We start from the raw sequence: 22,580 nt of genomic DNA on the forward strand, positions 1-22,580 counted from the left end.
CCCCCTGGACACCACCGACCGGATGCGGGATAACAAGCTTCATACAGTATTCGTCGACTGTATGCAATGTACGACGGTAGCGCGCACAGCGGCACTCCGAACCGGTCGATGGACAAGGTCGATGGACAAGTGAGGTGACCCGACGGTGACCACCGTTGCGACAGACAAGGCCCTCGACGGCATCCGGGTGCTGGACATGACGCATGTCCAGTCCGGCCCGTCCGCCACCCAGTTGCTCGCCTGGATGGGTGCGGACGTCGTCAAGCTGGAGGCGCCGTCAGGCGACATCACGCGCAAGCAGCTGCGTGACCTCCCGGACGTCGACTCCCTCTACTTCACGATGCTCAACTGCAACAAGCGCAGCATCACCCTCAACACCAAGAGCGAGCGCGGCAAGGAGCTTCTGACCGAACTGATCCGCCGGTCCGACGTGATGGTGGAGAACTTCGGCCCCGGCGCCGTCGACCGGATGGGCTTCACCTGGGAGCGCATCCAGGAGATCAACCCGCGGATCGTCTACGCCTCCATCAAGGGCTTCGGCGACGGCCCGTACACCGGCTTCAAGGCCTACGAGGTGGTCGCCCAGGCGATGGGCGGCTCGATGTCCACGACCGGGTTCGAGGAGGGCCCGCCGACCGCCACCGGGGCCCAGATCGGCGACTCGGGCACCGGGGTGCACACCGTGGCCGGCATCCTCGCCGCGCTGTACCAGCGGGAGCGGACCGGGCGCGGCCAGCGGGTCAACGTGGCCATGCAGCACGCCGTGCTGAACCTGTGCCGGGTGAAGCTGCGGGACCAGCAGCGCCTGGCGCACGGTCCCCTCGCCGAGTACCCCAACGAGGACTTCGGCGACGAGGTGCCGCGCTCCGGGAACGCCTCGGGCGGCGGGCAGCCGGGGTGGGCGGTCCGGTGCGCGCCCGGCGGCCCGAACGACTACGTCTACGTGATCGTGCAGCCGGTCGGCTGGAAGCCGATCACCGAGCTGATCGGCCGGCCGGAGCTGGCCGACGACCCGGGCTGGGCGACGCCGGAGGCGCGGCTGCCGAAGATCGGCAAGATGTTCCAGCTCATCGAGGAGTGGTCCGCCTCGCTGCCCAAGTGGCAGGTGCTGGAGGAGCTGAACCGGTACAACATCCCCTGCGGGCCGGTGCTCTCCACCAGGGAGATCATCGAGGACGAGTCGCTGGTGGCCAACGGGATGGTGGTGCGCGTCCCGCACAAGGAGCGGGGCGAGTTCGTCACCGTCGGCAGCCCCATCAAGCTCTCCGACTCGCCCGTCGAGGTACGCAGCTCCCCGCTGCTGGGCGAACACAACGAAGAGGTCTACGTCGGCGAACTCGGTCTCGGTGACGAGGAGTTGCGCCTTCTCAAGTCGAACGGAGTGATCTGAGCGTGATGGCCGACGACAGGCAGCGGCGGGTACGCGAACTGCTGGAAGCGGTGCGCGCCGAGGGCCGCACGGCGCTGACCGCGCCGGAGGGCAAGGTGGTCGCCGACGCGTACGGGATCGCCGTGCCGCGCGAGGCGCTCGCCCGGGACGTGGAGGAGGCGGTCTGCGCGGCCGCGCGCTTCGGCGGGCCCGTGGTGATGAAGATCGTCTCGCCGGACATCCTCCACAAGACCGACGCCGGCGGGGTGATCGTGGGCGTGGAGGGCGCGGCGGCGGCGCGGGCGGCGTTCCTGAGGATCGTGGAGAACGCCAGGGCCTACGACCGCGAGGCCCGGATCGAGGGCGTGCAGGTGCAGGAGCTGCTGCCGTCCGGCCAGGAGGTGATCGTCGGGGCGGTGACCGACCCGACCTTCGGCAAGGTGGTGGCCTTCGGGCTGGGCGGCGTGCTGGTGGAGGTCCTGAAGGACGTCACCTTCCGGCTGGCGCCGGTGGACGCCGACGACGCCCTCGGCATGCTGGACTCCATCCGGGCCGCCGAGGTGCTGCGCGGGGTGCGCGGGGCGCCCGCCGTGGACCGGTGGGCCGTCGCGGAGCAGATCCGCCGGGTCTCCCAACTGGTCACCGACTTCCCGGAGATCGCCGAGGTGGACCTCAACCCGGTGATCGCCACGCCGGAGGGCGCGACGGCCGCGGACATCCGCGTCATCCTCGCCGGGTCGACACCGCGCCCGCGCCGGAGGTACGGCCGGGAGGAGATCCTCACCTCGATGCGCCGGCTGATGCAGCCGTCCTCGGTGGCGGTCGTCGGCGCCTCCAACGAGCAGGGGAAGATCGGCAATTCGGTGATGCGCAACCTCGTCGACGGCGGCTTCTCCGGCGAGATCCATCCGGTGAACCCCAAGGCCGACGACATCCTGGGCCGCAAGGCGTACAAGAGCGTCCTGGACGTTCCCGGCGAGGTGGACGTGGCGGTCTTCGCCATCCCGGCGAAGTTCGTCGCGGCGGCGCTGGAGGAGGTGGGCCGGAAGAAGATCCCCAACGCCGTGCTCATCCCGTCCGGCTTCGCGGAGACCGGTGAGCACGCGCTCCAGGAGGAGATCGTCGCCGTAGCCGAGCGCCACGGCGTGCGGCTGCTCGGGCCGAACATCTACGGCTACTACTCCACCTGGCAGGACCTCTGCGCCACCTTCTGCACGCCGTACGACGTCAAGGGCGGGGTGGCGCTGACCTCGCAGTCCGGCGGCATCGGCATGGCCATCCTGGGCTTCGCGCGCACCACCAGGACCGGGGTGTCGGCGATCGTCGGCCTCGGCAACAAGTCGGACATCGACGAGGACGACCTGCTGACCTGGTTCGCGGAGGACCCGCACACCGAGTGCATCGCCATGCACCTGGAGGACCTGAAGGACGGCCGGGCGTTCGTCGAGGCCGCCAGGGCGACCGTGCCGAAGAAGCCGGTGGTGGTCCTCAAGGCGGGCCGGACCGCGGCGGGCGCCAAGGCGGCGGGCTCGCACACCGGCGCGCTGGCCGGTGACGACGCCGTGTACGACGACATCCTCCGCCAGGCGGGCGTGATCCGGGCCCCGGGGCTCAACGACATGCTGGAGTACGCGCGGGCGCTGCCGGTGCTGCCGACGCCCCGGGGCGACAACGTGGTGATCATCACCGGGGCCGGGGGCAGCGGCGTGCTGCTGTCGGACGCGGTGACGGACAACGGGCTGTCGCTGATGGAGATACCGCCGGACCTGGACGAGGCGTTCCGCCGCTTCATCCCGCCGTTCGGCGCGGCCGGCAACCCGGTGGACATCACCGGCGGCGAGCCGCCCTCGACGTACGAGGCGACGATCCGGCTGGGTCTGGAGGACGAGCGGATCCACGCGCTGGTCCTCGGCTACTGGCACACCATCGTCACCCCGCCGATGGTCTTCGCGGAGCTGACCGCGCGGGTGGTGGCCGAGTACCGCGAACGCGGGATCGAGAAGCCGGTGGTGGCCTCCCTGGCCGGTGACGTGGAGGTCGAGGAGGCGTGCCAGTACCTCTTCGAGCACGGGGTGGTGGCCTACCCGTACACCACGGAGAAGCCGGTGGCGGTGCTGGGCGCCAAGTACCGGTGGGCGCGGGCCGCGCGGCTGCTGTGAGCCTTCGGCGACGGTGACGTCCGGCATCCACGACGAGGGCGACGGGACGGGTGGTGGTCGATGAGGGCGTGAGGCGACGGGGCGGCCGACGGTGCGGTCGGCCGCCACCGGGACCCGTGCGCACACGAAAGGAATGGGACAGGGGGCGCTGGCCAGGTCTTTCGAACGCGAGGGGTGCTTTCCCACAATGACAGCAACCGACGATCTCGCAACACCACTTCCCTACCGGGAGGTCACGGACGGCAACGGCCGGGTGTACCGGCTGGGCGAGTCCGACATCGACATCACGGGCCGCAAGCGGATCTGGATGGTCGTCCTGCCCTGGGTGGGCATGATGGGCATCTCCTCGGCGGAGTACGCGTTCGCGTCCGCGGAGGACACCCTGCACGCGGCGCACCACTGGGACAGCGGGGCCATCTACTGGATGATGACCGTGTGGGTCTTCTTCCAGGCCGCGGTGGCCTTCCCGGCCGGCCGGCTCCGGGAGAGCGGGAAGCTGCCGGCGCGCTCCGCGATGATGCTCGGCGCGCTCGGCACGCTGCTGGGTTACGTGTCCCTCGCCTACGCGCCGCACGTGATGCTGGCGTTCATCGGCTTCGGCATGTTCAGCGGGATGGGCGCGGGCATGGTGTACGCCACCTGCGTCAACATGGTGGGCAAGTGGTATCCGGAGCGCAAGGGCGGCAAGACCGGCTTCGTCAACGGCGGTTTCGCCTACGGCTCGGTGCCCTTCGTGTTCATCTTCACGGGCTTCATGGACATCGGTAACTTCCAGTGGGTCCTGGTCACGGTGGGGCTCTTCCTCTCCGCGGTGGTGGGCGTCGCGGGGTACTTCTTCAAGGACCCGCCGAAGAACTGGTGGCCCGCCGAGGTCGACCCGCTCTCCCCGCCTGAGGACCCGCGGGCCCGCCGCTCGCTGGAGAAGAACCCGCCGGCCGTCAAGCAGTACAGCCCGCTGGAGGCGTGGAAGACCGGCCGGGTGGCGCTGATGTGGTTCTGTCTCGCCTGCACGTCGGGCGTGAACATCTTCGGCATCGCCTTCCAGGTCGACATCGGGCAGGAGGCCGGCTTCGCCGCCGGGATCGTGGCCACCGCCATGTCCCTGAAGGCGATCGTCAACGGCACCGGGCGGGGTGTGATCGGCTGGCTCTCCGACCGCTACGGGCGCAAGCAGTGCCTGATCGCGGTCTGCGTCATCCTGGGTCTCGCGCAGTTCGGCATCATCTGGTCCGCGGACATCCGGAACCTGCCGCTGTTCCTGACGTTCTCGGCCATCTCCGGCTTCGGCGGTGGCGCCATCTTCCCGATGTTCGCCGCGATGACCGCGGACTACTTCGGCGAGAACAACAACGCCACCAACTACGGCATGGTCTACAGCTCCAAGCTGGTCTCCGGACTGGGCGCGGGCATGGGCTTCGTGGTCGTCGACGCCTGGGGCCTGGACGGCGCCTTCACCCTGGCGGGCTGCATCTCGTTCTTCGCCTGCCTGGTGGCGCTCTTCCTCTCCCCGCCGGGACGGGAACGCCACCGCCTCATCAGCATCCGGTGACCCCGGGCGCCCCGCACACGGGCCGCCCCTCACCCGCCCGCCGATCACGGAAGGGCCCTGCCACCCCTGGCAGGGCCCTTCCGCGCGTACCCGGCACGGGGCCGCGCCTGTTCCACGGGCACGGACCCGGAGGGATACCTAGGCTGACGCCGTGACGAGAGGGGCGGGGCGGGTGGCGTCCGCGGCGTGGGGACTGGTGGCCGTGCTGTGCGCGGGGGCGGCCTTGTGGACCGTGGCCGGTGGACTCGTGGGCGTGGGACTGCTGGGAACCGAGGACCGGCTGCGGATCTCCGCGTGCCGGCAGGAAGGGGGCGGGCGGAGCGGCCGTCACGTCGTGTGCGAGGGCCGGCTCGCCTCGGGCGGCCGGGCGGGGGTCCGCCACGACGGCGTGCCCGGGGAGACCGTGCCCGTCGCCCGGTCCCCGTGGGGGACGTACACCGTGGTCGACACCGGCGCGGTGCGATGGGCGACGATGGTGCTCGTCCCGGTCGTTCCGCTCGCCGCGGCGGGCCTGTGCGGGTACGCCTCGGTGAGGTCGTTCCGCGGGAGCGGGGCAGCGGTGGAGCGGACCTGACGACCCGGCCTCCGGGGTGGGGGTGAGGAGTTGCCGCAGGCCGGGCGGTGGCGGTGAGGTGGGGCCCGACGCCCGCCCGGTCAGGCCTGGCTGGTGGAGGGGGTGCGGTCGAGGGGGGCGGGGGCGGTGCTGGCTCGGGGGAGGAGGCGGGCCGGTTCGTCCTCCTGGTCCTCCGCCCACCCCTCCCCCACCAGGGCGAGCAGCGTGCGGACCGCGTGCCGACCGTACGCCGGGATGTCCCGGTTCAGCGCCGTGATCGCCGGCCGCACCACGCGGGTGAGCTGTGAGTCGTCCCAGGCGACCAGGGAGAGTTCCTCCGGGACCCGCAGCCCCAGTTCGTCGGCGACCGAGAGCCCGGCGACCGCCATGATGTCGTTGTCGAAGACGATGGCCGTCGGCCGTCCGGGGCCGATCAGCAGCGACCGGGCGGCCCGCGCGCCCTCCTCCCCCGAGTAGTCGGTGTGGACGATGGCGGGCGGTGCCATCCCCAGTTCCGCGCAGACCTCCCGGTGCGCCCGGTCCCGCCGCGCCGTGTGGTCGAGGGCGCGCAGCCCGGCGACCCGGGCGACCGAGCGGTGGCCGAGCGCGTGGAGGTAGCGCAGGGTGTGGCCGAGGGCCACCGCGTCGTCGGACCAGACCGCCGGCAGCCCGCCCGCCGCGCCGGGGTGGCCGACGGCCACCGCGGGCAGGCCAAGTTCCCGCGTCAGCTCGATGCGCGGGTCGCCGGCGCGCAGGTCGGTGAGGAGGACGCCGTCGACCCGGCCCTCGCCCCACCAGCGGCGGTGGACCTCCATCTCCTGCGTCTCGTCGGGGACGAACTGCAGGGTCAGCGCCCGCCCGTGGGCGGCCAGTTCGTCCTGCATGCCGCTGATCAGTCCCATGAAGAACGGTTCCGCCCCGAGGAGTTGGGCGGGCCTGGAGGAGACGAGTCCGACGGCGTCGGCGCGGGCGCGGGTCAGCGCGCGGGCGGCGCTGTTGGGCCGCCAGCCGATCTCCCGGGCGATGCGCTTGATCTCGGCGCGGGTCCCCGGCGACACGCCGGGCCGGTCGTTGAGCGCGTACGAGACCGCGACCTTGGAGACGCCCGCGCGGCGCGCGATGTCCTCCATGGTGGGGCGACGCCTGGACATGTGACCTCGCTTAACCGCTTCATGAGTGGGCCGTCATCGTAGCGGCACCGCCGCACGTCCAGGTCTGCCCAGCAGTGCCGCCGCCATAACAACTCCCTTGTAACGAAGCCACGGGAGCGCTCCCGCGACCCCTTGACACGACTGCGGGACGGGCCCAGACTTCCGCCACTTACCCGGTTCAGTTGCTCCGCCCGACGAGGGGCGGGGAGGGAGTTGACCGATGCGTATCCGGGCGCGGTTCATCGCTCTGTTGGCCGCCGGCGGCATGCTCGTCACGGCGTGCACGGGCGGGGGGTCCTCCACGACCCCGGACGGCAAGTCAGGCCCCGTCGGGGAGAAGGGGCTTCCGAGGAACGAGACCCTGTACACGAGCGGCACCCAGTGGGGCCCGCCCGCGAACTACAACCCGCTGCGCAACTGGGACCACGCCACCGGCACCAAGGGCCTGGCCTACGAGACGCTGTTCCACTTCGACCCGCAGAAGGGCGAGCTGGTCCCCTGGCTGGCGGAGAGCGGTTCGTGGACCGACGACAAGACCTACGAGGTCACGCTGCGTTCCGGCGTGACGTGGTCGGACGGCAAGCCGCTGAAGGCCCAGGACGTCGTCTTCTCCTACGAGATCGGCAAGCTGGAGGCGGCCTCGTTCCACACGCTGTGGGACTGGCTGGGCAAGGCGGAGGCCGTCGACGAGCGGACCGTGCGCTTCACCTTCGAGGAGGCCCGCTACCAGGAGTGGGACTACACCCTCTACGGTCAGCCGATCGTCCCGGAGCACGCGTGGGGCGAGCTGTCCGACGAGGAGGTCCTCAACGGCGTCAACGACAAGCCGGTGGTGACGGGGGCGTACAACCTCAAGAGCCACACCCAGGACCGGGTGGTGTGGGAGCGGCGCGACGACTGGTGGGGCGTCGAGGCGCTCGACATGAAGCCCGCGCCGAAGTACATCGTCGACATCTCCAACCCCAGCAACGAGGTGGTCATCGGCCAGATCGGGCAGGGGCAGCTGGACCTCAGCAACAACTTCCTCCCCGGCGCGGCCTCGCTGATCAAGAGCGGCAAGGCCGTCTCGTACTACGACAAGCCGCCGTACATGCTGTCCGCCAACACCGCGTGGTTGGTGCCCAACACGACCCGCAAGCCGATGGACGACGCCGCCTTCCGCAAGGCGCTGGCGTTCTCCGTCGACACCGGCAAGATCGTCAAGGGCGTGTACGGAGACCTGGTGCGGCCGGCCGACCCGACCGGCCTGCTGCCGCAGTGGGACGCCTTCGTCGACAAGTCGCTGACCGCGAGCAGCGGTTTCTCGTTCGACACCGCCAAGGCCAAGAGCCTTCTGCAGGACGCCGGGTACAAGGACACCGACGGCGACGGGATGGTGGAGGACAGGAGCGGCGACAAGGTCGCGCTGAAGCTGATCGTGCCGTCCGGCTGGACCGACTGGATGGAGGCGGCGAAGGTCATCGCGGAGGGCGCCAAGGCCGCGGGCATCGACGTGACGACCGAGTTCCCGGACCAGAACGCGCTCAACGACCTGCGTGCCAAGGGTGACTTCGACCTGCTGATCAACAACGAGCGGCAGCTCTCCAACACCCCGTGGACGTACTACGAGTACATGTTCCAGCTGCCGGTCCGCGACCAGCAGAACACGGTGAACTTCGGCCGCTACGAGAACGAGGAGGCCTGGAAGCTCGTCCAGGAGCTCGGCGGGGTCAGGACCGACGACGAGGCGGGCATGAAGGAGGCGATCTCGCGGATCCAGGAGATCCAGCTGGAGGAGATGCCGGTCATCCCGCTCTGGTACAACGGCCTCTGGTCGCAGTCGACCACCGGGGTGTGGACCAACTGGCCCTCCGAGAAGGGCGACAACCACCACGCGCCGACGCTGTGGCGCAACTGGCTGGAACTGGGCGGCTTCGAGGCGCTGACCGGCCTCAAGCCCGCGAAGCAGTAAGCCCCGCGCGGCCGGGGAGGCCGCCGCAGGCACCCGTGCGCCACCGGAGGCGGTGGACGGGCCCGCCTCCGGCGGCCTCCCCGCGCGCCGCCCTCCCCCGCCGCCTGCGATCCTGGAGTTTTCCTTGCGCCGCTACTTCGCCCGCAAGCTCCTCGTCTACGTCCTCACGTTCGTCTTCGCCGTCACGGTGAACTGGATGATCCCGCGCTTCATGCCGGGCGACCCCGTCTCCTCGATGATCTCCCGCGCCCGTGTCTCGCAGCCCGAGGCCGTGGAGCACATGAGGACCTACTACAACGAGCTCTTCGGCTTCGACCGGCCCGTCTGGGAGCAGTACCTGAGCTTCTGGTCGTCGCTGCTGCAGGGCGATTTCGGCCTGTCGATCTGGGTCTTCCCCCAGCCGGTCGGCGAGATCATCATGGGCGCCCTGCCGTACACCCTCGCCCTGATGGTCCCGGCCATCCTGCTCAGCTGGTTCGTCGGCAACTGGCTCGGCGCCCTGGCCGCCCGCCGCAAGGTGCTGGACAACACGGTGCTGCCGGTCGGGTACCTGCTGACGGCCATGCCGTACATGTGGATCGCCGTCCTGCTGGCCTGGGTGCTGGGCGCCAAGGCCGGCTGGTTCCCGGTCTCGGGCGCGTACAGCCTGGAACACCTGCAGCCGACCTGGAGCTGGGCCTTCCTCACCGACGCGCTGCACCACTGGGTGCTGCCCTTCCTGTCCCTGTTCCTGGTGGCGCTGGGCGGCTGGGCCATCGGCATGCGCAACATGATCATCTACGAGCTGGAGGCGGACCACTCCTCGTACCTGTCCGCCCTGGGCGCGCCGCAGCGGCTGATCCGCAGATACGCGTTCCGCAACGCCGTCCTCCCCCAGATCACCGGTCTGGCGCTGCAGTTGGGCGTCCTGGTGGCCGGCGCGCTGGTGACGGAGATCGTCTTCAACTACCCGGGCCTGGGCAGCCTGATCCTCGCGGCGATCCAGAACCGCGACTTCTTCCTGCTCCAGGGCACCTTCCTGTTCATCGTGATCGGCGTACTGATCGCCAACTTCATCATCGACCTCGTGTACGTGGTCGTCGACCCCCGGACGCGCACCGGCATGGCGGGAGGCCAGTCATGAACGCGATGCCCCCACCGGGCGACCCGGCGACCGAGCCGGCCGCCGTCACCGAGGCGGCGCAGCAGTCGCCGCCGCTCACCCCCACCAGGGAGACCCTGCACTACGCGATCCGCAACCCCAAGCTGCTCATCGGGCTGGCGGTGGTCGCCGTGCTCCTGCTGACCGGGCTGGTCGGTCCGCTGCTGCTGGACAACGCGGACCCCAACGCCTACTCCGGGCCGCAGGCGGCGCCGCCGGACGGCGAGCACTGGTTCGGCACGACCTCCTTCGGGCAGGACGTCTTCGCCCAGTTCGTCCACGGCCTGCGCGCCACCTTCCTGGTGGGCGTGATCGGCGGCGGCATCGCCGCGGTGATCGCCATGCTGGTCGGGTTCTTCGCCGGCTACCGGGGCGGCTGGGTGGACGAGGTGCTGACCATGTTCACCAACATCGTGCTGGTCATCCCCTCCCTGGCGGTGCTGCTCATCGTCAACGCCTACCTCGGCGTGCGCAGCGTGCCGGTGCAGGGCCTGTTCATCGGGCTGACCTCGTGGCCGTGGGCGGCGCGGGCGATCCGCGCGCAGACGTTCAGTCTCCGCACCCGCGACTTCGTCGACCTGGCCCGGCTGAGCGGCAGCCGCACCTGGAAGATCATCTTCCGGGAGATCGCGCCGAACATGAGCAGCTACCTCTTCATGACGTTCATCCTGCTCTTCGGCGGCTCCATCCTCATCGCCTCCTCCCTCGACTTCATCGGCCTCGGCCCGACCGACGGCGTGTCGCTGGGGCTGATGCTGCAGAGCGCCCAGCAGTGGAGCGCGCTCCAGCTCGGCCTGTGGTGGTGGTTCGTGCCGCCGGGTGTGGGCATCACGGCCGTCGTCGGCGCGCTGTACGTCGCCAACGTGGGTCTGGACGAGGTGTTCAACCCCAAGCTGAGGGAGTCGTGACGACATGGCCCTGACCGTCGACGACCTGAGGGTCCACTACCGCACGCTGCGCGGCGACGTCCGCGCCCTGGACGGCGTCAGCTTCTCCGTCGACGACGGCGAGATCCTGGGCCTGGTCGGGGAGTCGGGCTGCGGGAAGACCACGCTCGGCAAGTCGCTCATCCGCATGGACGGCCGGATGCGCCACGTCGGCGGCACCGTCACCCTCGACGGGGACGACGTGCCGGTGGGCGACGACCGCGCCATGAACGCCTTCCGCTTCCGCCGCATCTCCCTGGTGCCGCAGTACTCGATGAGCGCGCTGAACCCGACGCGGCGCATCGGCCGGATGATCCGCGAGCTGCTCGCCTCCCGCGGGGTGAGCGTGGACACCGCGGAGCTGCACCGGCGGCTGGCGCTGGTCGGGCTGGGGCCGGAGGTCCTCGAGCGCTACCCGATCGAGCTGTCGGGCGGCATGAAGCAGCGCACGGTGATGGTGATCTCCACGCTGCTCGACCCGTCGCTGCTGGTGGCGGACGAGGTGACCAGCGCGCTGGACGTCTCCAACCAGAAGGCCGTCGCGCACGCCCTGGTGGGGCTGCGCGACCAGGGCCTGGTCACCAGCATGGTGTTCATCACCCACGACCTGGCGCTGACCTCGCACATCGCCGACACCATCATGGTGATGTACGCGGGCCTGCTCGCCGAGAAGGCTCCGGCGGGGGTGCTGACCACGGCCCCGCGCCACCCGTACACCCGCCGGCTGCTCGCCGCGCTGCCCGAGCCGGGCGTGCGCCGCTCGCAGGGCCGGCTGTCCGGCATCGAGGGCAGCCCGCCGTCGCTGCTCTCCCCGCCCGCCGGATGCCGGTTCCGCGACCGGTGCCCGCTGGCCGACGACGGGTGCGCGGAGCAGCCGCCGGTCGTCGAGGTCGCCCCCGATCACCACGTAGCGTGCTGGAAGGCCTGATGCTGACACTCGACCGCGTCACCAAGACGTTCCGGACCGGGACCTTCTCCGGCAGCACGCTGACCGCCGTGGACCGGGTCTCCTTCACCGTCGGGCGGGGGGAGGTCGTCACCCTGCTGGGCGAGAGCGGCAGCGGCAAGTCCACCCTGGGGCGCATGATCCTCGGCCTGACCCCGGTGAACGGGGGATCGCTGACGCTGAACGGCGAGCCGGTGCGGGGCGGCAAGGAGTACTACCGCCGGGTGCAGGGGATCTTCCAGGACCCGTTCAGCTGCTTCAACCCGGTGTTCAAGGCGGACCGGGTCTTCGCCCTGGTGAAGGAGGCCTACCATCCACGGGTCCCGGCGGCCGACTGGCGGGAGCGGGTGGAGTCGGCGGTGCGCGACGTGCGCCTGGACCCGGCCCAGGTCCTCGGCAAGTACCCGCACCAGCTCAGCGGCGGCCAGTTGCAGCGCCTGCTGATCGCCCGCGCGCTGCTCCTGGACGGCCTGGAGTTCCTGGTCGCCGACGAGATCACCAGCATGCTGGACGCCTCGACCCGGATCGACGTGCTCAACCTGCTGGGCGACCTGCGGGAACGGGGCCTGGGCGTCCTGTACATCACGCACGACCTGTCGCTGGGCACGTACCTGGCGGAGCGCACGGTGGTGCTGCGCCACGGGCGGGTGGAGGAACGGGGGGCGACCGAGAAGGTGTTCGGCAATCCGCTGCACCCCTACACCCGTCATCTGCTGGCCGCGGTGCCGCGCCTGGGCGTGGACTGGGTCGACGCGGAGCCCGTGGAGAGCTGCGCCTTCCACGACGCGGGCGCCGACGGCGACCTGTGCGAGGTGGAGCCGGACCACTTCGTGGCCTGCGCGCGGCTGCCCCGGTGCCCGGGCGGCTGAGGGGGCGGTCCGGCCGGCCGGGCGCGTGGCGGGCTCCGCCGCCACGCGCCCGGCGTCGTCGGGGGGTTACCGCCGGCGCCGCAGGGCGGCGATGTTGCGGTAGCCGATGCGGGCGTGCTCCAGGGACTGGCCGGGGTCGGTGGAGCTGGGGGCGTTGTCCTGCTCGACCATCGGGTGGTGGGTGGTGCGGTGGCCGACGCGGGAGAAGAAGGCCGTGTAGTCGATGACGCCGGTGCCGAACGGCACCATGTCGTAGCCGTTGCCGCTCGCCGGGTTGAGGACGCCGTCCTTGGCGTGGAACAGCGGGTAGCGGCGGTCGTGGGCGGCCACCAGGGCGGCGGGGTCGAAGACGTCCTGCTGGACGGAGCCGTCGTGGGCGGTGAAGGACCGGAACTTGTACTGGGCGACGTGCGCCCAGAAGACGTCCATCTCCAGCCACACCAGGCGCGGGTCGGTGACCTTCAGGAAGTACTCCAGCTTGCGGACGCCGGAGCTGCGGGTGGGGCGGCCCTGGGCGTCCAGGGGGCCGCCGTCGAGGAGGAAGCCGTAGGCGGCGTCGTGGTTGTGGGTGTAGAGCTTGATCCCGAAGCCGCGGGCGATTTCGCCGAGCGCGTTCCACTTGTCGGCGGCGACGTCCCAGTCGGCCTTCACCGAGCTGTTGGTGGGGTCGCCGCCGGTGCCCATGTGGTCCATGCCGAGGGTGGCGGCGATCTCCAGGTGCTGCTTGAACCGGTCCACGTCGGCGGTGGTGAGCGGCCAGGAGCCGGGGATGAAGCCGTGGTTGCCCTGGGCGCGCAGGCCGTACGCGTCCAGCCAGGAGCGCAGCAGCCGGGCGCCCTCGACGGACTCCAGGTTGGCGCCGCCGGGGGCGTTGGCGTGCTGTCCGTAGCCGGCGAACTCCACCTGCCGGTAGCCGAACCGGGCGAGTTGTTCGAAGACGGCCCGGAAGCCGGAGGGGAGGTCGGTGGTCAGCGGGTCGCGGCCGATGGCGTCGCGCACCGTGTAGAGGATGATGCCGCGCCGCTCGGCGGGGACCAGGACGGGTCCTCTGCCCTTGCCCCGGCCGCCCGCCACCGGGCCGTCGGCGGCGTGCACCGGGGCGGCGCCGAGGACCGGGGCGGCTATGGCGCCGGCGGCGACGGCGGTGCAGGTGGACAGGAAGCCGCGGCGGCCGATGCCGAGGGCGCGGCGCAGGCCCTCGCCGGGGCCGGCGGTGTGCTCGGGGTTCGCGGGGTTCGCGGGGTGTTCGGGGTTGTGCTGCACGGGTGCCTCTTCTCTCGTGTGTTCTCTCGTGCGGTTCACGTGGGCTGTGCGGGCGAGAGTCCCGGTCAGGCGAGGCCTGCCAGGCCGAGCAGGAGGTTCTTCACCTCGGTGGCCGCGACGCGGTCGCCGAGGTCGTGGGGGGTGGAGCACAGGAGGAGCGGACCGTCCTCGTCGCGCTCGGGCAGCCGGCCGTGGCTGCCGCGGACGGGTGACGGGTCCAGCGGGACGACGGCCATGCGGTAGCGCAGGCCGAGCTTCTTGCGGGCCAGCGCTCCGGCCGCCTTCAGCTTCACGTACGGGTCGAGGGGGTCCATGAAGAGCTCGGCGGGGTCGTAGCCGGGCTTGCGGTGGATCTCCACGAGCTGCGCGAAGTCGGGGGCGCGGGCGTCGTCGAGCCAGTAGTAGTAGGTGAACCAGCTGTCCGGCTCGGCGACCAGGACCAGTTCGCCGGCGCGCGGGTGGTCGAGGCCGTGGGCCTTCTTGCCCTCGTCGCCGAGGACCTCGGCGACGCCCGGCTCCTTCGCCAGCAGGTCCCGGACCCTCTCCAGGTCCTCGCCGCGGCGGACGTAGACGTGGGCGGTCTGGTGGTCGGCGACGGCGAAGGCGCGGGAGGCCATCGGGTCCAGGTACTCCATGCCGTCCTGGGTGTGCACCTCCAGCAGCCCGGCGCGGCGCAGCACCCGGTTGACGTCCACCGGCCGGGAGACCGGGGTGATGCCGTACTCGGAGAGCGCGACGACGGTGCGGCCCTCGGCGCGGGCGTCGTCCAGCAGGGGGGCGACGGCGGCGTCGAGGTCGGCGGCGGCCCGCAGGGAGCGGGGGTCGTCGGGGCCGTAGCGCTGCAGGTCGTAGTCGAGGTGGGGCAGGTAGCACAGGGCGAGGTCGGGCCGGCGGGTGCGCAGGATGTGCCGGGTGGCGTCCACGATCCACCGGCTGGAGACGAGGTCGGCGCCCGGTCCCCAGAAGTTGAACAGCGGGAACGTGCCGAGTTCCGCGGTGAGTTCGTCGTGCAGGGCGGGCGGCCGGGTGTAGCAGTCGGGTTCCTTGCGGCCGTCGGCGTAGTAGACGGGGCGGGGGGTGACGGTGATGTCGGTGTCGGCGCCCATCGCGTACCACCAGCAGATGTTGGCGACGGTGTAGTCGGGCTTGACGCGGCGGGCGGCGTCCCAGAGCTTGTCGCCGGAGACCAGGCCGTTGTGCTGCCGCCACAGCAGGACGTCGCCGAGTTCGCGGAAGTACCAGCCGTTGCCGATGATGCCGTGCTCGGAGGGGAGCGCGCCGGTGAGGAAGGTGGACTGGGCGGCGCAGGTGACGGCGGGCAGCACGGTGCCGAGCGGCGCGCTGGAGCCCTCGGCGGCGAGGGACCTGAGGCGCGGCATGTGGTCCAGGAGGCGCGGGGTGAGGCCGACGACGTCGAGGACCAGCAGCGGGTTCACCGGGTGGGTCACGGCAGCTCCTTGAGGCCGAGGTCGGTCAGCAGGTCGCCGGCCAGGGTGAGTTCGGCGGCGATGCCGTCGGCGAGGCGGGCCCGGTCGCGAGGACGCAGTTCGGGCGGCAGGGCCTGCCAGGTGTAGGTCTCGACCTCGAGGTGGCGGGTGCGGGGGCGGGGCCCGCCGACGAGCCGGGCCAGCGCCGCCCGCAGGACCGGCAGGGTGGAGGTGAGCGGCGGCACGGGCGCGGCGTGCAGCGGGACGTGGAAGTGGGCACGCCAGGGCACGTGGCGCGGCAGGCCGCCGGGGGCGAGTGCCTCGGGCAGGTCGTCGACGGCGCGCAGGGCGCCGTCCGGGGTGCGGGCGCGGGTCTGGTGGAGGAAGCGGGGCTCGGCGAAGGCTGCCAGCGCCTCGCGTTCGGCGTCCTGTCCGGGGTCCTGCGCGTGCAGGGCGGCGGAGAGCTGGGACTTGACCACGGGGACGCCCGCCGTCCCGAGGGCGTCCAGGGCGGTCTCCGGGTCCTCGAAGGAGGTGGCCAGGTGGCAGGTGTCCACGCAGACGCCGATGCGGGGGTGGGCGATCTCGGTGACGGGGACGACGGCGTCGCCGGTCGTCTCGATCACGCAGCCGGGTTCCGGCTCCAGCCCGACGCGGATGGAGCGTCCGGTGAGCTCCTGGAGCGCGTCCAGCCGTTCGCCCAGGGTGCGCAGGGCGGCCAGGGCCCGGCCGGCGCGTTCCTCGTCGTATGCGGTGCGCCAGGCCAGGGGCAGGGTGGAGATGGTGCCCTCGGCGGCGTCGTCGGGGAGGAGCTGGGTGAGGATGCGGGCCAGCGCCGTGGTGTGCTCCAGGCGTTCGGGGTCGGCCCAGTCCGGGGTGTAGACGCGGTACTTGACCTCCTGGGCACCGAAGCCCTGGTAGGGGAAGCCGTTGAGGGTGACCACCTCCAGGCCGCGGCGGTCGAGTTCGCCGCGCAGGTGCCGCAGGGCGGCCGGGTCGGCGGCGAGGGCGCGGGCGGCGTCGTGGGCGAGCCAGAGGCCGATGCCGAGCCGGTCGCGGCCCAGACGCCTGCGGACGGGTTCGCAGTGGTCCCGGAGCTGGGCGAGGACGCCGTCCAGAGTCTCGGCGGGGTGGACGTTGGTGCAGTAGGCGAGGTGGACGACCGAGCCGTCCGGGTGCCGGAAGCGCATGGTCATTCGCCCCCGCGCAGGATGGAGTTGCCCTCGTGGGTGGCCGCGGCCTCGACGGGGCTCAGGTCCAGGCGGCCGCTGCTCCCGTAGAAGGCGACCGGGTTGCGCCACAGCACGAGGTCGACGTCGTCCTCGGAGAAGCCGGCCGCGAGCATGGCGTCGCCGACCTTGCGGGTCTTCAGCGGGTCGCTCTTGCCCCAGTCCGCCGCGGAGTTGACCAGGACGCGTTCGGGGCCGTAGGCACGCAGCACGGCGACCATGCGGTCCTCGTCCATCTTGGTGTCGGGGTAGACGGAGAACCCGAGCCAGGCGCCGCTGTCCTTGGCCTCCTTGACGGTGGTCTCGTTGAGGTGGTCGAGCAGGACCCGGTCCACCGGCAGGGCGGACTCGCGGACCACGTCCAGGGTGCGCCGCAGCCCGGTGAGCTTGTCGCGGTGCGGGGTGTGGACCAGGGCGGGCAGCCCGTGGTCGGCGGCCAGTTCGAGCTGGGCGGCCAGCGCGTGGTCCTCGGCCGGGGTCAGGGAGTCGTAGCCGATCTCGCCGACGGCGACCACGCCGTCCTTGACCAGGTACCGGGGCAGCTCCTCCAGGACGGGCAGGCAGCGCGGGTCGTTGGCCTCCTTGGGGTTGAGGGCGATGGTGCAGTGGTGGGCGATGCCGTACTGGGAGGCGCGGAACGGCTCCCAGCCGAGGAGGCCGTCGAAGTAGTCGAAGAAGGTGGCCGGGGAGGTGCGGGGCTGGCCGAGCCAGAAGGCGGGCTCGACGACCGCGCGGACGCCGGCGGCGCGCATCGCCTCGTAGTCGTCGGTGGTGCGCGAGGTCATGTGGATGTGCGGGTCGAAGATGCGCATCAGGTCTCCTCCGTGTGGGGGTCGGCGAGGGCCAGGACGCGGTACAGGTCCGGCGGGACGGCACGGCCGGCGGCTTCCCGTTCGGCGGCGAAGTCGCCCAGCATGCGGACGAGTTCGGTGTCGCCGTGGGCGCGTTCCGCGAGCCGGTCGACCGCGTCGAGGGGGACGCCGGTGAAGAGGCACTTGAGGACGGCGTGCCGCCAGTCGTGGCCGGGGAGGTGGCGGGCGCCGTAGGGGCCGACGGCGGCGGCCACCAGGCGGGTGTCGTTGGTGCGCAGGGCGTCCTCCACCAGGGCCAGGGCCTCGTCGCCGGGGACCAGGTGGGGCAGGGCCAGCAGCACGGCGCGGCGTTCGGCGGCGGTGCCGCGGTGGTAGAGGCGGGCCAGGGTGTCCGGGCCGGCCGCGGCGGCGTGCAGCAGCAGGACGCGGGCGTCGTCGGCGTGGTCGGGGCCGGTGCGGCGGCCGGCCTCGGCGAACCGGAGTTCCCAGGCGGAGTCCGCGGCCTCGGCGAGGGCCTTCTCCAGCCAGTCACGGGCGTCCGGCGGGAGGCTCGCGGCGAGCCGTGCGCGCAGGGCGGCCGGGGCGGGCGGGACGGCCGGGGCGGCGGCCGGGGCAACCAGGGCGTCCGGGGCGGGCGTCCGCGCGGCGGGGTCGCCGGCGGTGGGGCGGGGGGCGGCGGGGTCGGTCACGGGGTGCTCCCTTCGGCTGCGGTGCCCGCGGCGCGGCGGAGGAAGGCCAGGGAGTGCTCGGCGTACCGGGGCCCGGCGTGCGAGTGGCGGGGCAGTTCGACGACGGTGAGGCCGCGGTAGTCCGCCTCGGCGAGCGCGGCCAGGACGGGCGGGAAGTCGATCTCGCCCTCCCCGAACGGCAGGTGCTCGTGGACGCCGCGGCGCATGTCCTCGATCTGCACGTGCCGCAGCCAGGGCGCGGCCCGGCGCACGCACTCGGCGGGCGGGAGGGGCTCCAGGCACTGGCAGTGGCCGATGTCCAGGGTGAGCCCGAGCGGTTCCGGGTCGCCGAGCAGATGGCGCAGCCGGTGGAAGCCGGCCAGGTCGGCGAGGAGGTGGCCGGGCTCCGGCTCGATCGCCAGCGGCACGCCGGAGGCGGCGGCCGCGTCCAGGACGGGGGTGAGCGCCTCGGCCAGCCGCTTCCACGCGGTCTCCTGGTCGACGCCGTGGGGCAGGACGCCGCTGAAGCAGTGGACGGCGTGCGCCCCGAGGTCGGCGGCGACGCGGACGGCACGGAGCAGGAGGTCGACGCGGCGGCCCCGGTCCTCCGGGTCGGGGTCGAGGAGGGACGGGCCGTGCTTGCGGCGGGGGTCGAGGACGTAGCGGGCGCCGGTCTCGACGGTGACCGTCAGGCCCAGCTCGGCCAGCAGCGCGCCCACGGCGGCGGTGCGGGCGGCGAGGCCGGGGGCGAGCGGGTCGAGGTGCATGTGGTCGAGGGTGAGCCCGACGCCGTCGTAGCCCAGGTCGGCGAGGAGGGCGAGGGCGTCGCCGAGCCGGAGGTCGGCGAGCCCGTTGGTGCCGTAGCCGAGCTTCGGTGCGGGTCGGGTCACGTCAGGCTCACTTTCTGGCCGAGGCGGCGGGCGGCGGGGGCGAGCGCGGCGGTCAGCAGGGCGGTCACCGGGGCGTTCGCCCGGGCCGCGAGGGCGGCCTGCAGGGGTATCAGGGCACGGATCCCGCCCCCGACGGCGCGCTGCGTCAGCTGGGGCGAGGGGTTGAGCACGGCGTGCAGCAGCGGCCGCGCCGCGGTCGCGGCGTAGGCGGCGGCGAGCACGGCGGTCACCGCGTCACCGGCGGTGCGGGGGCGCCCCGGGGAAGGGCGCGCGGAACGAAGCGCGGAACGGTGCGGCCGGCCGGGCAGCCACCTCCCCCGGCCGCCCGCCCCGGGCACCGCCGCCGCCGCCGCCGTCGCCGTCCGGCCCGCCCCGGGCACCGCCGCCGCGGTCGCCGCCCGGCGGGCCACGCCGGAGGCGATCGCGGCGGTCACCCCGAGCGCCGTCGCGGAGGTGAGGGGCGTGCCGCCGCGGGTCTCGTGGCGGGAGACCGTGGTCACCGCGTACGTGTGCGCGCCGAGGGCCAGGGCGGACGGCACCGCGCCGCGCACCGGGCCGGTGGCGGCGGCACCGAGGAGGAGGTCCAGGGCGCGCGCCGCGCCCATGGCCGCGGGCCCGTACCCGGTCCGCTTGAGCCACAGGTCGTAGGCCCAGACCGTGCCCGCCAGTGGTGCCGCGACGTTCAGGGCGCGGCGGCCCGCCAGTGCGGCGCACCCGAGGCCCGCGGCCGTGAGCGCCCCCGCGGCGGCCAGCGCGGCGCGGGGCGACACCCGGCCGGACGGCAGGGGGCGCGCGGGGCGTTCCCGGGCGTCCTCCTCCCGGTCCGCCCAGTCGTTGAGCGCCATCCCCGCCGCGTACAGGCACAGCGAGGCGCCGGCCGCGCCGAGGGTCCGCGCCCCGGGCCGTCCGCCGCCCGCGGCCGCTCCGGCGAGGGCGTCCCCCGGCACCGTGAACAGGGCGGAGACGCGCAGCAGTTCGGCCCAGTCCCGGGCGGTCGCCGTCATGCGTCCTCCCCGAGCCGCCGCGCGAACTCCAGCAGGCGCCCGTACTGCTCCCCGAGGGCGACCGGCCCCTCCCCCACCGGGTCCTTGAAGTAGAAGCCGAGCTCGGCGAGCGGGCCGGACAGGCCGCGTTCGGCCGCGCGGGCGGCGAGCCGTGCCAGGTCGAGGACCAGCGGCGCGGCCAGCGCGGAGTCGCAGCCCTGCCAGGTGGTCTGCAGGACCATCCGGGTGCCGAGGAAGCCCTCGAAGGCGATGTGGTCCCAGGCGGTCTTCCAGTCCCCGAGCGAGGGGACGTCGTCGATGTGGGTCCGGCCCTCCGGCTCGGTGCCGAGGGCGTCGGCGAGGACGCGTGCCTTGCCCGCGTTCTTGGCCGCGGCGGCGGCCGGGTCGGCCAGCGCCGCGCCGTCCCCGCCGCCGAGCAGGTTGGTGCCGGACCAGGCCCGCACCTCGAGGGCGCGCTGCGCGAACATCGGCGCCAGCACGGCCCGCAGCAGGGTCTGCCCGGTCTTGCCGTCCCGCCCCGCGTAGGGCAGTCCGCTCTCCGCCACCAGGGCGGCGAGCTCCGGGTGCTGGACGCCGATCGAGGGCGTGAAGTTGACGTACGGGCAGCCGGCCCGCAGCGCCGCCGCGGCGTACACCGCGCTGACCGGGAGCCCCGGGTCGGCGGTGAGCGGTTCGGTGGAGGCGACGTTGACCACCACCACCCGGGTGAGCCGGTGCCGCCGCGCGAAGTCCCGTATGTCGTCGGCCGGTCCGTCGACCCGGTCCCACCCGCCGTCGCGCACGCCCGGCCTGATCTCCCGGTCGGCCGCGCCGAGTTCGGCCCGGACCGCGTCGGGCAGCCCGTGCGGCAGCACGCCCGCCCCGGCCAGGGCCTCGGCCCGCTTGGGCAGCGGGCACTCCGCGGTGTCGTGGCCGCCGAAGACCAGTAACGGCAGCGGGGTCAGCCCGCTGCGGGCGAAGGGGGGCGTCTCGGTGAGCATGCCGGTGGCCGGACGCAGACCGGCGGTCAGGGCCGCGCACCCCGCGACGACGGTGGTGCCGACGGAGCCCCGGGCCCCGATCATCCAGACGCCCACCCGGGGCGGTGAGTCGAACGCGGACATGAAGCTGCCTCCTCGGTACGCACGGTGAACGGGGACGGAGCGGGAATCGGGCGGCCCGTGGCGGGCCGCCGACCGTGCGGGAAATCAAGGTGGTCCAACCGCGCCGGAGAAACAAGAAGGCACCCGCGGGACGGATGGTGCGCCGGGAGGCGACGGGCGGAGGTCCGGCGTCCTCCGCCCGCCGCCGGCGCGAGGCCTACGCGGAGGGCCGCGAAGGCAGTTCCTTGATCCGGATGTCCCGGAAGGACACCTGGTCACCGGCCCCGTGGTTCTGCAGGCCGATGTGGCCGTCCCGCAGGCTGCGGGCCGGGTCGGTGTTGGTGAAATCGTTGATCTTGACGCCGTTGAGCCAGATCTTCATCCGCTCCCCCTGGACGCGGATCTCGTACGTGTTCCACTCCCCCGGCGGGTTGAGCGCCCGGTCCCGCTTGGCGAGGTCGGCGGAGCGGAAGCTGTACACGGACCCGGTGGTGCGGTCCGGGCTGTCGGTGGCGTCGATCTGGATCTCGTAACCGTTGTTCACGGCCGACCACGGGTCGTCGGAGGCGGGGAAGCCCACGAAGACGCCCGAGTTGTCGTCGCCCTCCGTCCTCCAGTCCAGCTTGAGGGAGTACGACCCGAGTTCCTTGCCCGCGTACCAGAGCATGCCCATGCCGCCGACCGAGGTGAGGGTGCCGTCCTCGGAGAAGGCGAACGAGCCGGGCCCGGCCTGCCGCCAGTCGGCGAGCGAGGCGGCGGTGCCGTCGAAGAGCGGCCGGTAGCCGTTCTCCGGGCGGCAGTCCGCCCGGGCGTCGCCGATCGCCCACCGGATGCCGCCCGCCAGGTGCTCGCGGAAGGCGGGCTCGGCGTACGACTCCTTGGTGTGGCCGAGCCCCGTGGAGAAGGCCCGCCCGCCCTCGTACTCCTGGCACCAGGCGATCGGGTGGTCGCCGTTCATGCTGCCGCCGGAGTACGAGGACTCGTCGAGGGAGGCGAGCACGTGGACGTGCTCGCGGGGGTTCTCCCGGTAGTCGTAGAGCTCGTCGGTGCGCACCCAGCGCGGGTCCAGGTGCGCGGTGGACGGGTGGGCGCGGTCCTCGACGTCGATCGCCGCCCGCTGGATCGCCGGGTGCGAGCGGAAGTAGGCGCCGGCCAGGCCGCCGTAGAACTCCCAGTCGTACTCGGTGTCGGTGGCCGCGTGCACGCCCACGTAGTTGCCGCCGGAGCGGATGTACTCCTCGAAGGCGGCCTGCTGGGTGTCGTCGAGGACGTCGCCGGTGGTGGAGAGGAAGACGACCGCGTCGTAGCGGGCCAGGTTGGCCCGGGTGAACGCGCCGGCGTCCTCGGTGGCGTCGACGGCGTAGCCGTCCGCCGCGCCCAGGTCCCGCACGGCGGCGACGCCGTCGGGGATGGAGTCGTGGCGGAAGCCGGCGGTCTTGGAGAAGACCAGGACGCGCCTGCCGTCGTCGGTGGCGCCGTCGTCCTGCGAGGCGGCCGGTCCGGCCGCCAGTCCGCCGGCCAGGAGGGCGGCCGAGGCGACCGCCGTCCAGACCCGCGCGGAGATGCGTGCGGAGGTGCGCATGGCTGTCAC

Annotated in this window: 19 protein-coding genes; 9 read left to right on the top strand and 10 right to left on the bottom strand. The window is 72.8% G+C overall.

Annotation, left to right across the window (positions count from 1 at the left end; genetic code table 11):
• Nucleotides 1-145 precede the first annotated feature (145 nt).
• The 4 genes from frc (at nt 146) to ACWD3O_RS16040 (ending at nt 5,651) form a co-directional block, all read left to right on the top strand.
• A complete protein-coding gene (gene frc, locus ACWD3O_RS16025; RefSeq protein WP_451416269.1) occupies nt 146-1,390 on the top strand; it encodes a formyl-CoA transferase in 1,245 nt (414 codons plus the stop codon).
• A 5-nt stretch (nt 1,391-1,395) separates the two neighbouring features.
• Nucleotides 1,396-3,528, top strand: coding sequence for an acetate--CoA ligase family protein (locus ACWD3O_RS16030; protein WP_451416270.1), 2,133 nt, complete (start codon nt 1,396-1,398; stop codon nt 3,526-3,528).
• Nucleotides 3,529-3,715: 187 nt separating this feature from the next.
• Entirely contained in the window at nt 3,716-5,077 is a 1,362-nt protein-coding gene (locus tag ACWD3O_RS16035; protein ID WP_451416271.1) for an OFA family MFS transporter, read from the top strand.
• A gap of 151 nt (nt 5,078-5,228) precedes the next feature.
• Nucleotides 5,229-5,651, top strand: coding sequence for a hypothetical protein (locus ACWD3O_RS16040; protein WP_451416272.1), 423 nt, complete (start codon nt 5,229-5,231; stop codon nt 5,649-5,651).
• A gap of 80 nt (nt 5,652-5,731) precedes the next feature.
• Here the strand turns inward: ACWD3O_RS16040 and ACWD3O_RS16045 are convergent, their stop codons facing one another.
• Complete coding sequence (locus tag ACWD3O_RS16045; RefSeq protein WP_451416273.1) at nt 5,732-6,781, bottom strand: LacI family DNA-binding transcriptional regulator; 1,050 nt, start codon at nt 6,779-6,781, stop codon at nt 5,732-5,734.
• Nucleotides 6,782-7,001: 220 nt separating this feature from the next.
• Between ACWD3O_RS16045 and ACWD3O_RS16050 the strand changes: the two genes are divergently transcribed.
• From ACWD3O_RS16050 to ACWD3O_RS16070, 5 genes are all read left to right on the top strand, one after another.
• The gene (locus ACWD3O_RS16050) at nt 7,002-8,732 is read left to right on the top strand and encodes an ABC transporter substrate-binding protein (protein WP_451408974.1); all 1,731 of its coding nucleotides are present in this window, start codon (nt 7,002-7,004) and stop codon (nt 8,730-8,732) included.
• Between the two features lie 124 nt (nt 8,733-8,856).
• Nucleotides 8,857-9,855 carry an ABC transporter permease gene (locus ACWD3O_RS16055; RefSeq protein ID WP_451416274.1) on the top strand — a complete coding sequence of 333 codons (999 nt, stop codon included), beginning with the start codon at nt 8,857-8,859 and terminating at the stop codon, nt 9,853-9,855.
• Complete coding sequence (locus tag ACWD3O_RS16060; protein WP_451416275.1) at nt 9,852-10,781, top strand: ABC transporter permease; 930 nt, start codon at nt 9,852-9,854, stop codon at nt 10,779-10,781. The genes ACWD3O_RS16055 and ACWD3O_RS16060 overlap by 4 nt, the downstream gene beginning before the upstream one ends.
• A gap of 4 nt (nt 10,782-10,785) precedes the next feature.
• Entirely contained in the window at nt 10,786-11,727 is a 942-nt protein-coding gene (locus ACWD3O_RS16065; RefSeq protein WP_451408977.1) for an ABC transporter ATP-binding protein, read from the top strand.
• Entirely contained in the window at nt 11,727-12,614 is an 888-nt protein-coding gene (locus ACWD3O_RS16070) for an ATP-binding cassette domain-containing protein (RefSeq protein ID WP_451408978.1), read from the top strand. Before ACWD3O_RS16065 ends, ACWD3O_RS16070 begins: the two co-directional genes overlap by 1 nt.
• A gap of 66 nt (nt 12,615-12,680) precedes the next feature.
• Here ACWD3O_RS16070 and ACWD3O_RS16075 read toward each other — a convergent pair whose 3' ends face one another.
• The 9 genes from ACWD3O_RS16075 to ACWD3O_RS16115 all read right to left on the bottom strand — a co-directional run bounded on the left by ACWD3O_RS16075 (nt 12,681) and on the right by ACWD3O_RS16115 (nt 22,571).
• Nucleotides 12,681-13,877 carry a sugar phosphate isomerase/epimerase family protein gene (locus tag ACWD3O_RS16075; RefSeq protein ID WP_451416276.1) on the bottom strand — a complete coding sequence of 399 codons (1,197 nt, stop codon included), beginning with the start codon at nt 13,875-13,877 and terminating at the stop codon, nt 12,681-12,683.
• Nucleotides 13,878-13,942: 65 nt separating this feature from the next.
• The gene (locus ACWD3O_RS16080; RefSeq protein ID WP_451416277.1) at nt 13,943-15,325 is read right to left on the bottom strand and encodes an alkaline phosphatase family protein; all 1,383 of its coding nucleotides are present in this window, start codon (nt 15,323-15,325) and stop codon (nt 13,943-13,945) included.
• A complete protein-coding gene (gene eboE / locus ACWD3O_RS16085) occupies nt 15,322-16,494 on the bottom strand; it encodes a metabolite traffic protein EboE (protein WP_451416297.1) in 1,173 nt (390 codons plus the stop codon). The genes ACWD3O_RS16080 and eboE overlap by 4 nt, the downstream gene beginning before the upstream one ends.
• Nucleotides 16,495-16,496: 2 nt before the next feature.
• Nucleotides 16,497-17,345 (bottom strand): TatD family hydrolase, encoded by an 849-nt coding sequence (locus ACWD3O_RS16090; protein WP_451416278.1) that lies wholly within the window; start codon nt 17,343-17,345, stop codon nt 16,497-16,499.
• Nucleotides 17,345-18,034, bottom strand: a complete 690-nt coding sequence (locus ACWD3O_RS16095; protein WP_451416279.1) for an EboA domain-containing protein — start codon at nt 18,032-18,034, stop codon at nt 17,345-17,347. The genes ACWD3O_RS16090 and ACWD3O_RS16095 overlap by 1 nt, the downstream gene beginning before the upstream one ends.
• Entirely contained in the window at nt 18,031-18,903 is an 873-nt protein-coding gene (locus ACWD3O_RS16100) for a sugar phosphate isomerase/epimerase family protein (RefSeq protein ID WP_451408982.1), read from the bottom strand. The genes ACWD3O_RS16095 and ACWD3O_RS16100 overlap by 4 nt, the downstream gene beginning before the upstream one ends.
• Nucleotides 18,900-19,907, bottom strand: a complete 1,008-nt coding sequence (locus tag ACWD3O_RS16105) for an SCO3242 family prenyltransferase (RefSeq protein WP_451416280.1) — start codon at nt 19,905-19,907, stop codon at nt 18,900-18,902. Before ACWD3O_RS16105 ends, ACWD3O_RS16100 begins: the two co-directional genes overlap by 4 nt.
• Nucleotides 19,904-21,010 carry an inositol-3-phosphate synthase gene (locus ACWD3O_RS16110; RefSeq protein WP_451416281.1) on the bottom strand — a complete coding sequence of 369 codons (1,107 nt, stop codon included), beginning with the start codon at nt 21,008-21,010 and terminating at the stop codon, nt 19,904-19,906. Before ACWD3O_RS16110 ends, ACWD3O_RS16105 begins: the two co-directional genes overlap by 4 nt.
• Before the next feature lie 196 nt (nt 21,011-21,206).
• Nucleotides 21,207-22,571: a ThuA domain-containing protein gene (locus ACWD3O_RS16115; protein ID WP_451416282.1), complete on the bottom strand. Its 1,365-nt coding sequence runs from the start codon at nt 22,569-22,571 to the stop codon at nt 21,207-21,209.
• Between the last annotated feature and the right edge of the window lie 9 nt (nt 22,572-22,580).

The organism is Streptomyces sp. NPDC002640, from assembly GCF_053592575.1.

Excerpts from the sequence above, each read along its gene's own strand:
- ACWD3O_RS16090 (WP_451416278.1), bottom strand. The coding sequence starts at position 17,345 with ATGCGCATCTTCGACCCGCACATCCACATGACCTCGCGCACCACCGAC.
- ACWD3O_RS16060 (WP_451416275.1), top strand. The coding sequence starts at position 9,852 with ATGAACGCGATGCCCCCACCGGGCGACCCGGCGACCGAGCCGGCCGCC.
- ACWD3O_RS16035 (WP_451416271.1), top strand. The coding sequence starts at position 3,716 with ATGACAGCAACCGACGATCTCGCAACACCACTTCCCTACCGGGAGGTC.
- ACWD3O_RS16050 (WP_451408974.1), top strand. The coding sequence starts at position 7,002 with ATGCGTATCCGGGCGCGGTTCATCGCTCTGTTGGCCGCCGGCGGCATG.
- ACWD3O_RS16065 (WP_451408977.1), top strand. The coding sequence starts at position 10,786 with ATGGCCCTGACCGTCGACGACCTGAGGGTCCACTACCGCACGCTGCGC.
- eboE (WP_451416297.1), bottom strand. The coding sequence starts at position 16,494 with ATGCGCTTCCGGCACCCGGACGGCTCGGTCGTCCACCTCGCCTACTGC.
- ACWD3O_RS16105 (WP_451416280.1), bottom strand. The coding sequence starts at position 19,907 with ATGACGGCGACCGCCCGGGACTGGGCCGAACTGCTGCGCGTCTCCGCC.
- ACWD3O_RS16070 (WP_451408978.1), top strand. The coding sequence starts at position 11,727 with ATGCTGACACTCGACCGCGTCACCAAGACGTTCCGGACCGGGACCTTC.
- ACWD3O_RS16115 (WP_451416282.1), bottom strand. The coding sequence starts at position 22,571 with ATGCGCACCTCCGCACGCATCTCCGCGCGGGTCTGGACGGCGGTCGCC.
- ACWD3O_RS16030 (WP_451416270.1), top strand. The coding sequence starts at position 1,396 with ATGGCCGACGACAGGCAGCGGCGGGTACGCGAACTGCTGGAAGCGGTG.
- ACWD3O_RS16045 (WP_451416273.1), bottom strand. The coding sequence starts at position 6,781 with ATGTCCAGGCGTCGCCCCACCATGGAGGACATCGCGCGCCGCGCGGGC.
- ACWD3O_RS16110 (WP_451416281.1), bottom strand. The coding sequence starts at position 21,010 with ATGTCCGCGTTCGACTCACCGCCCCGGGTGGGCGTCTGGATGATCGGG.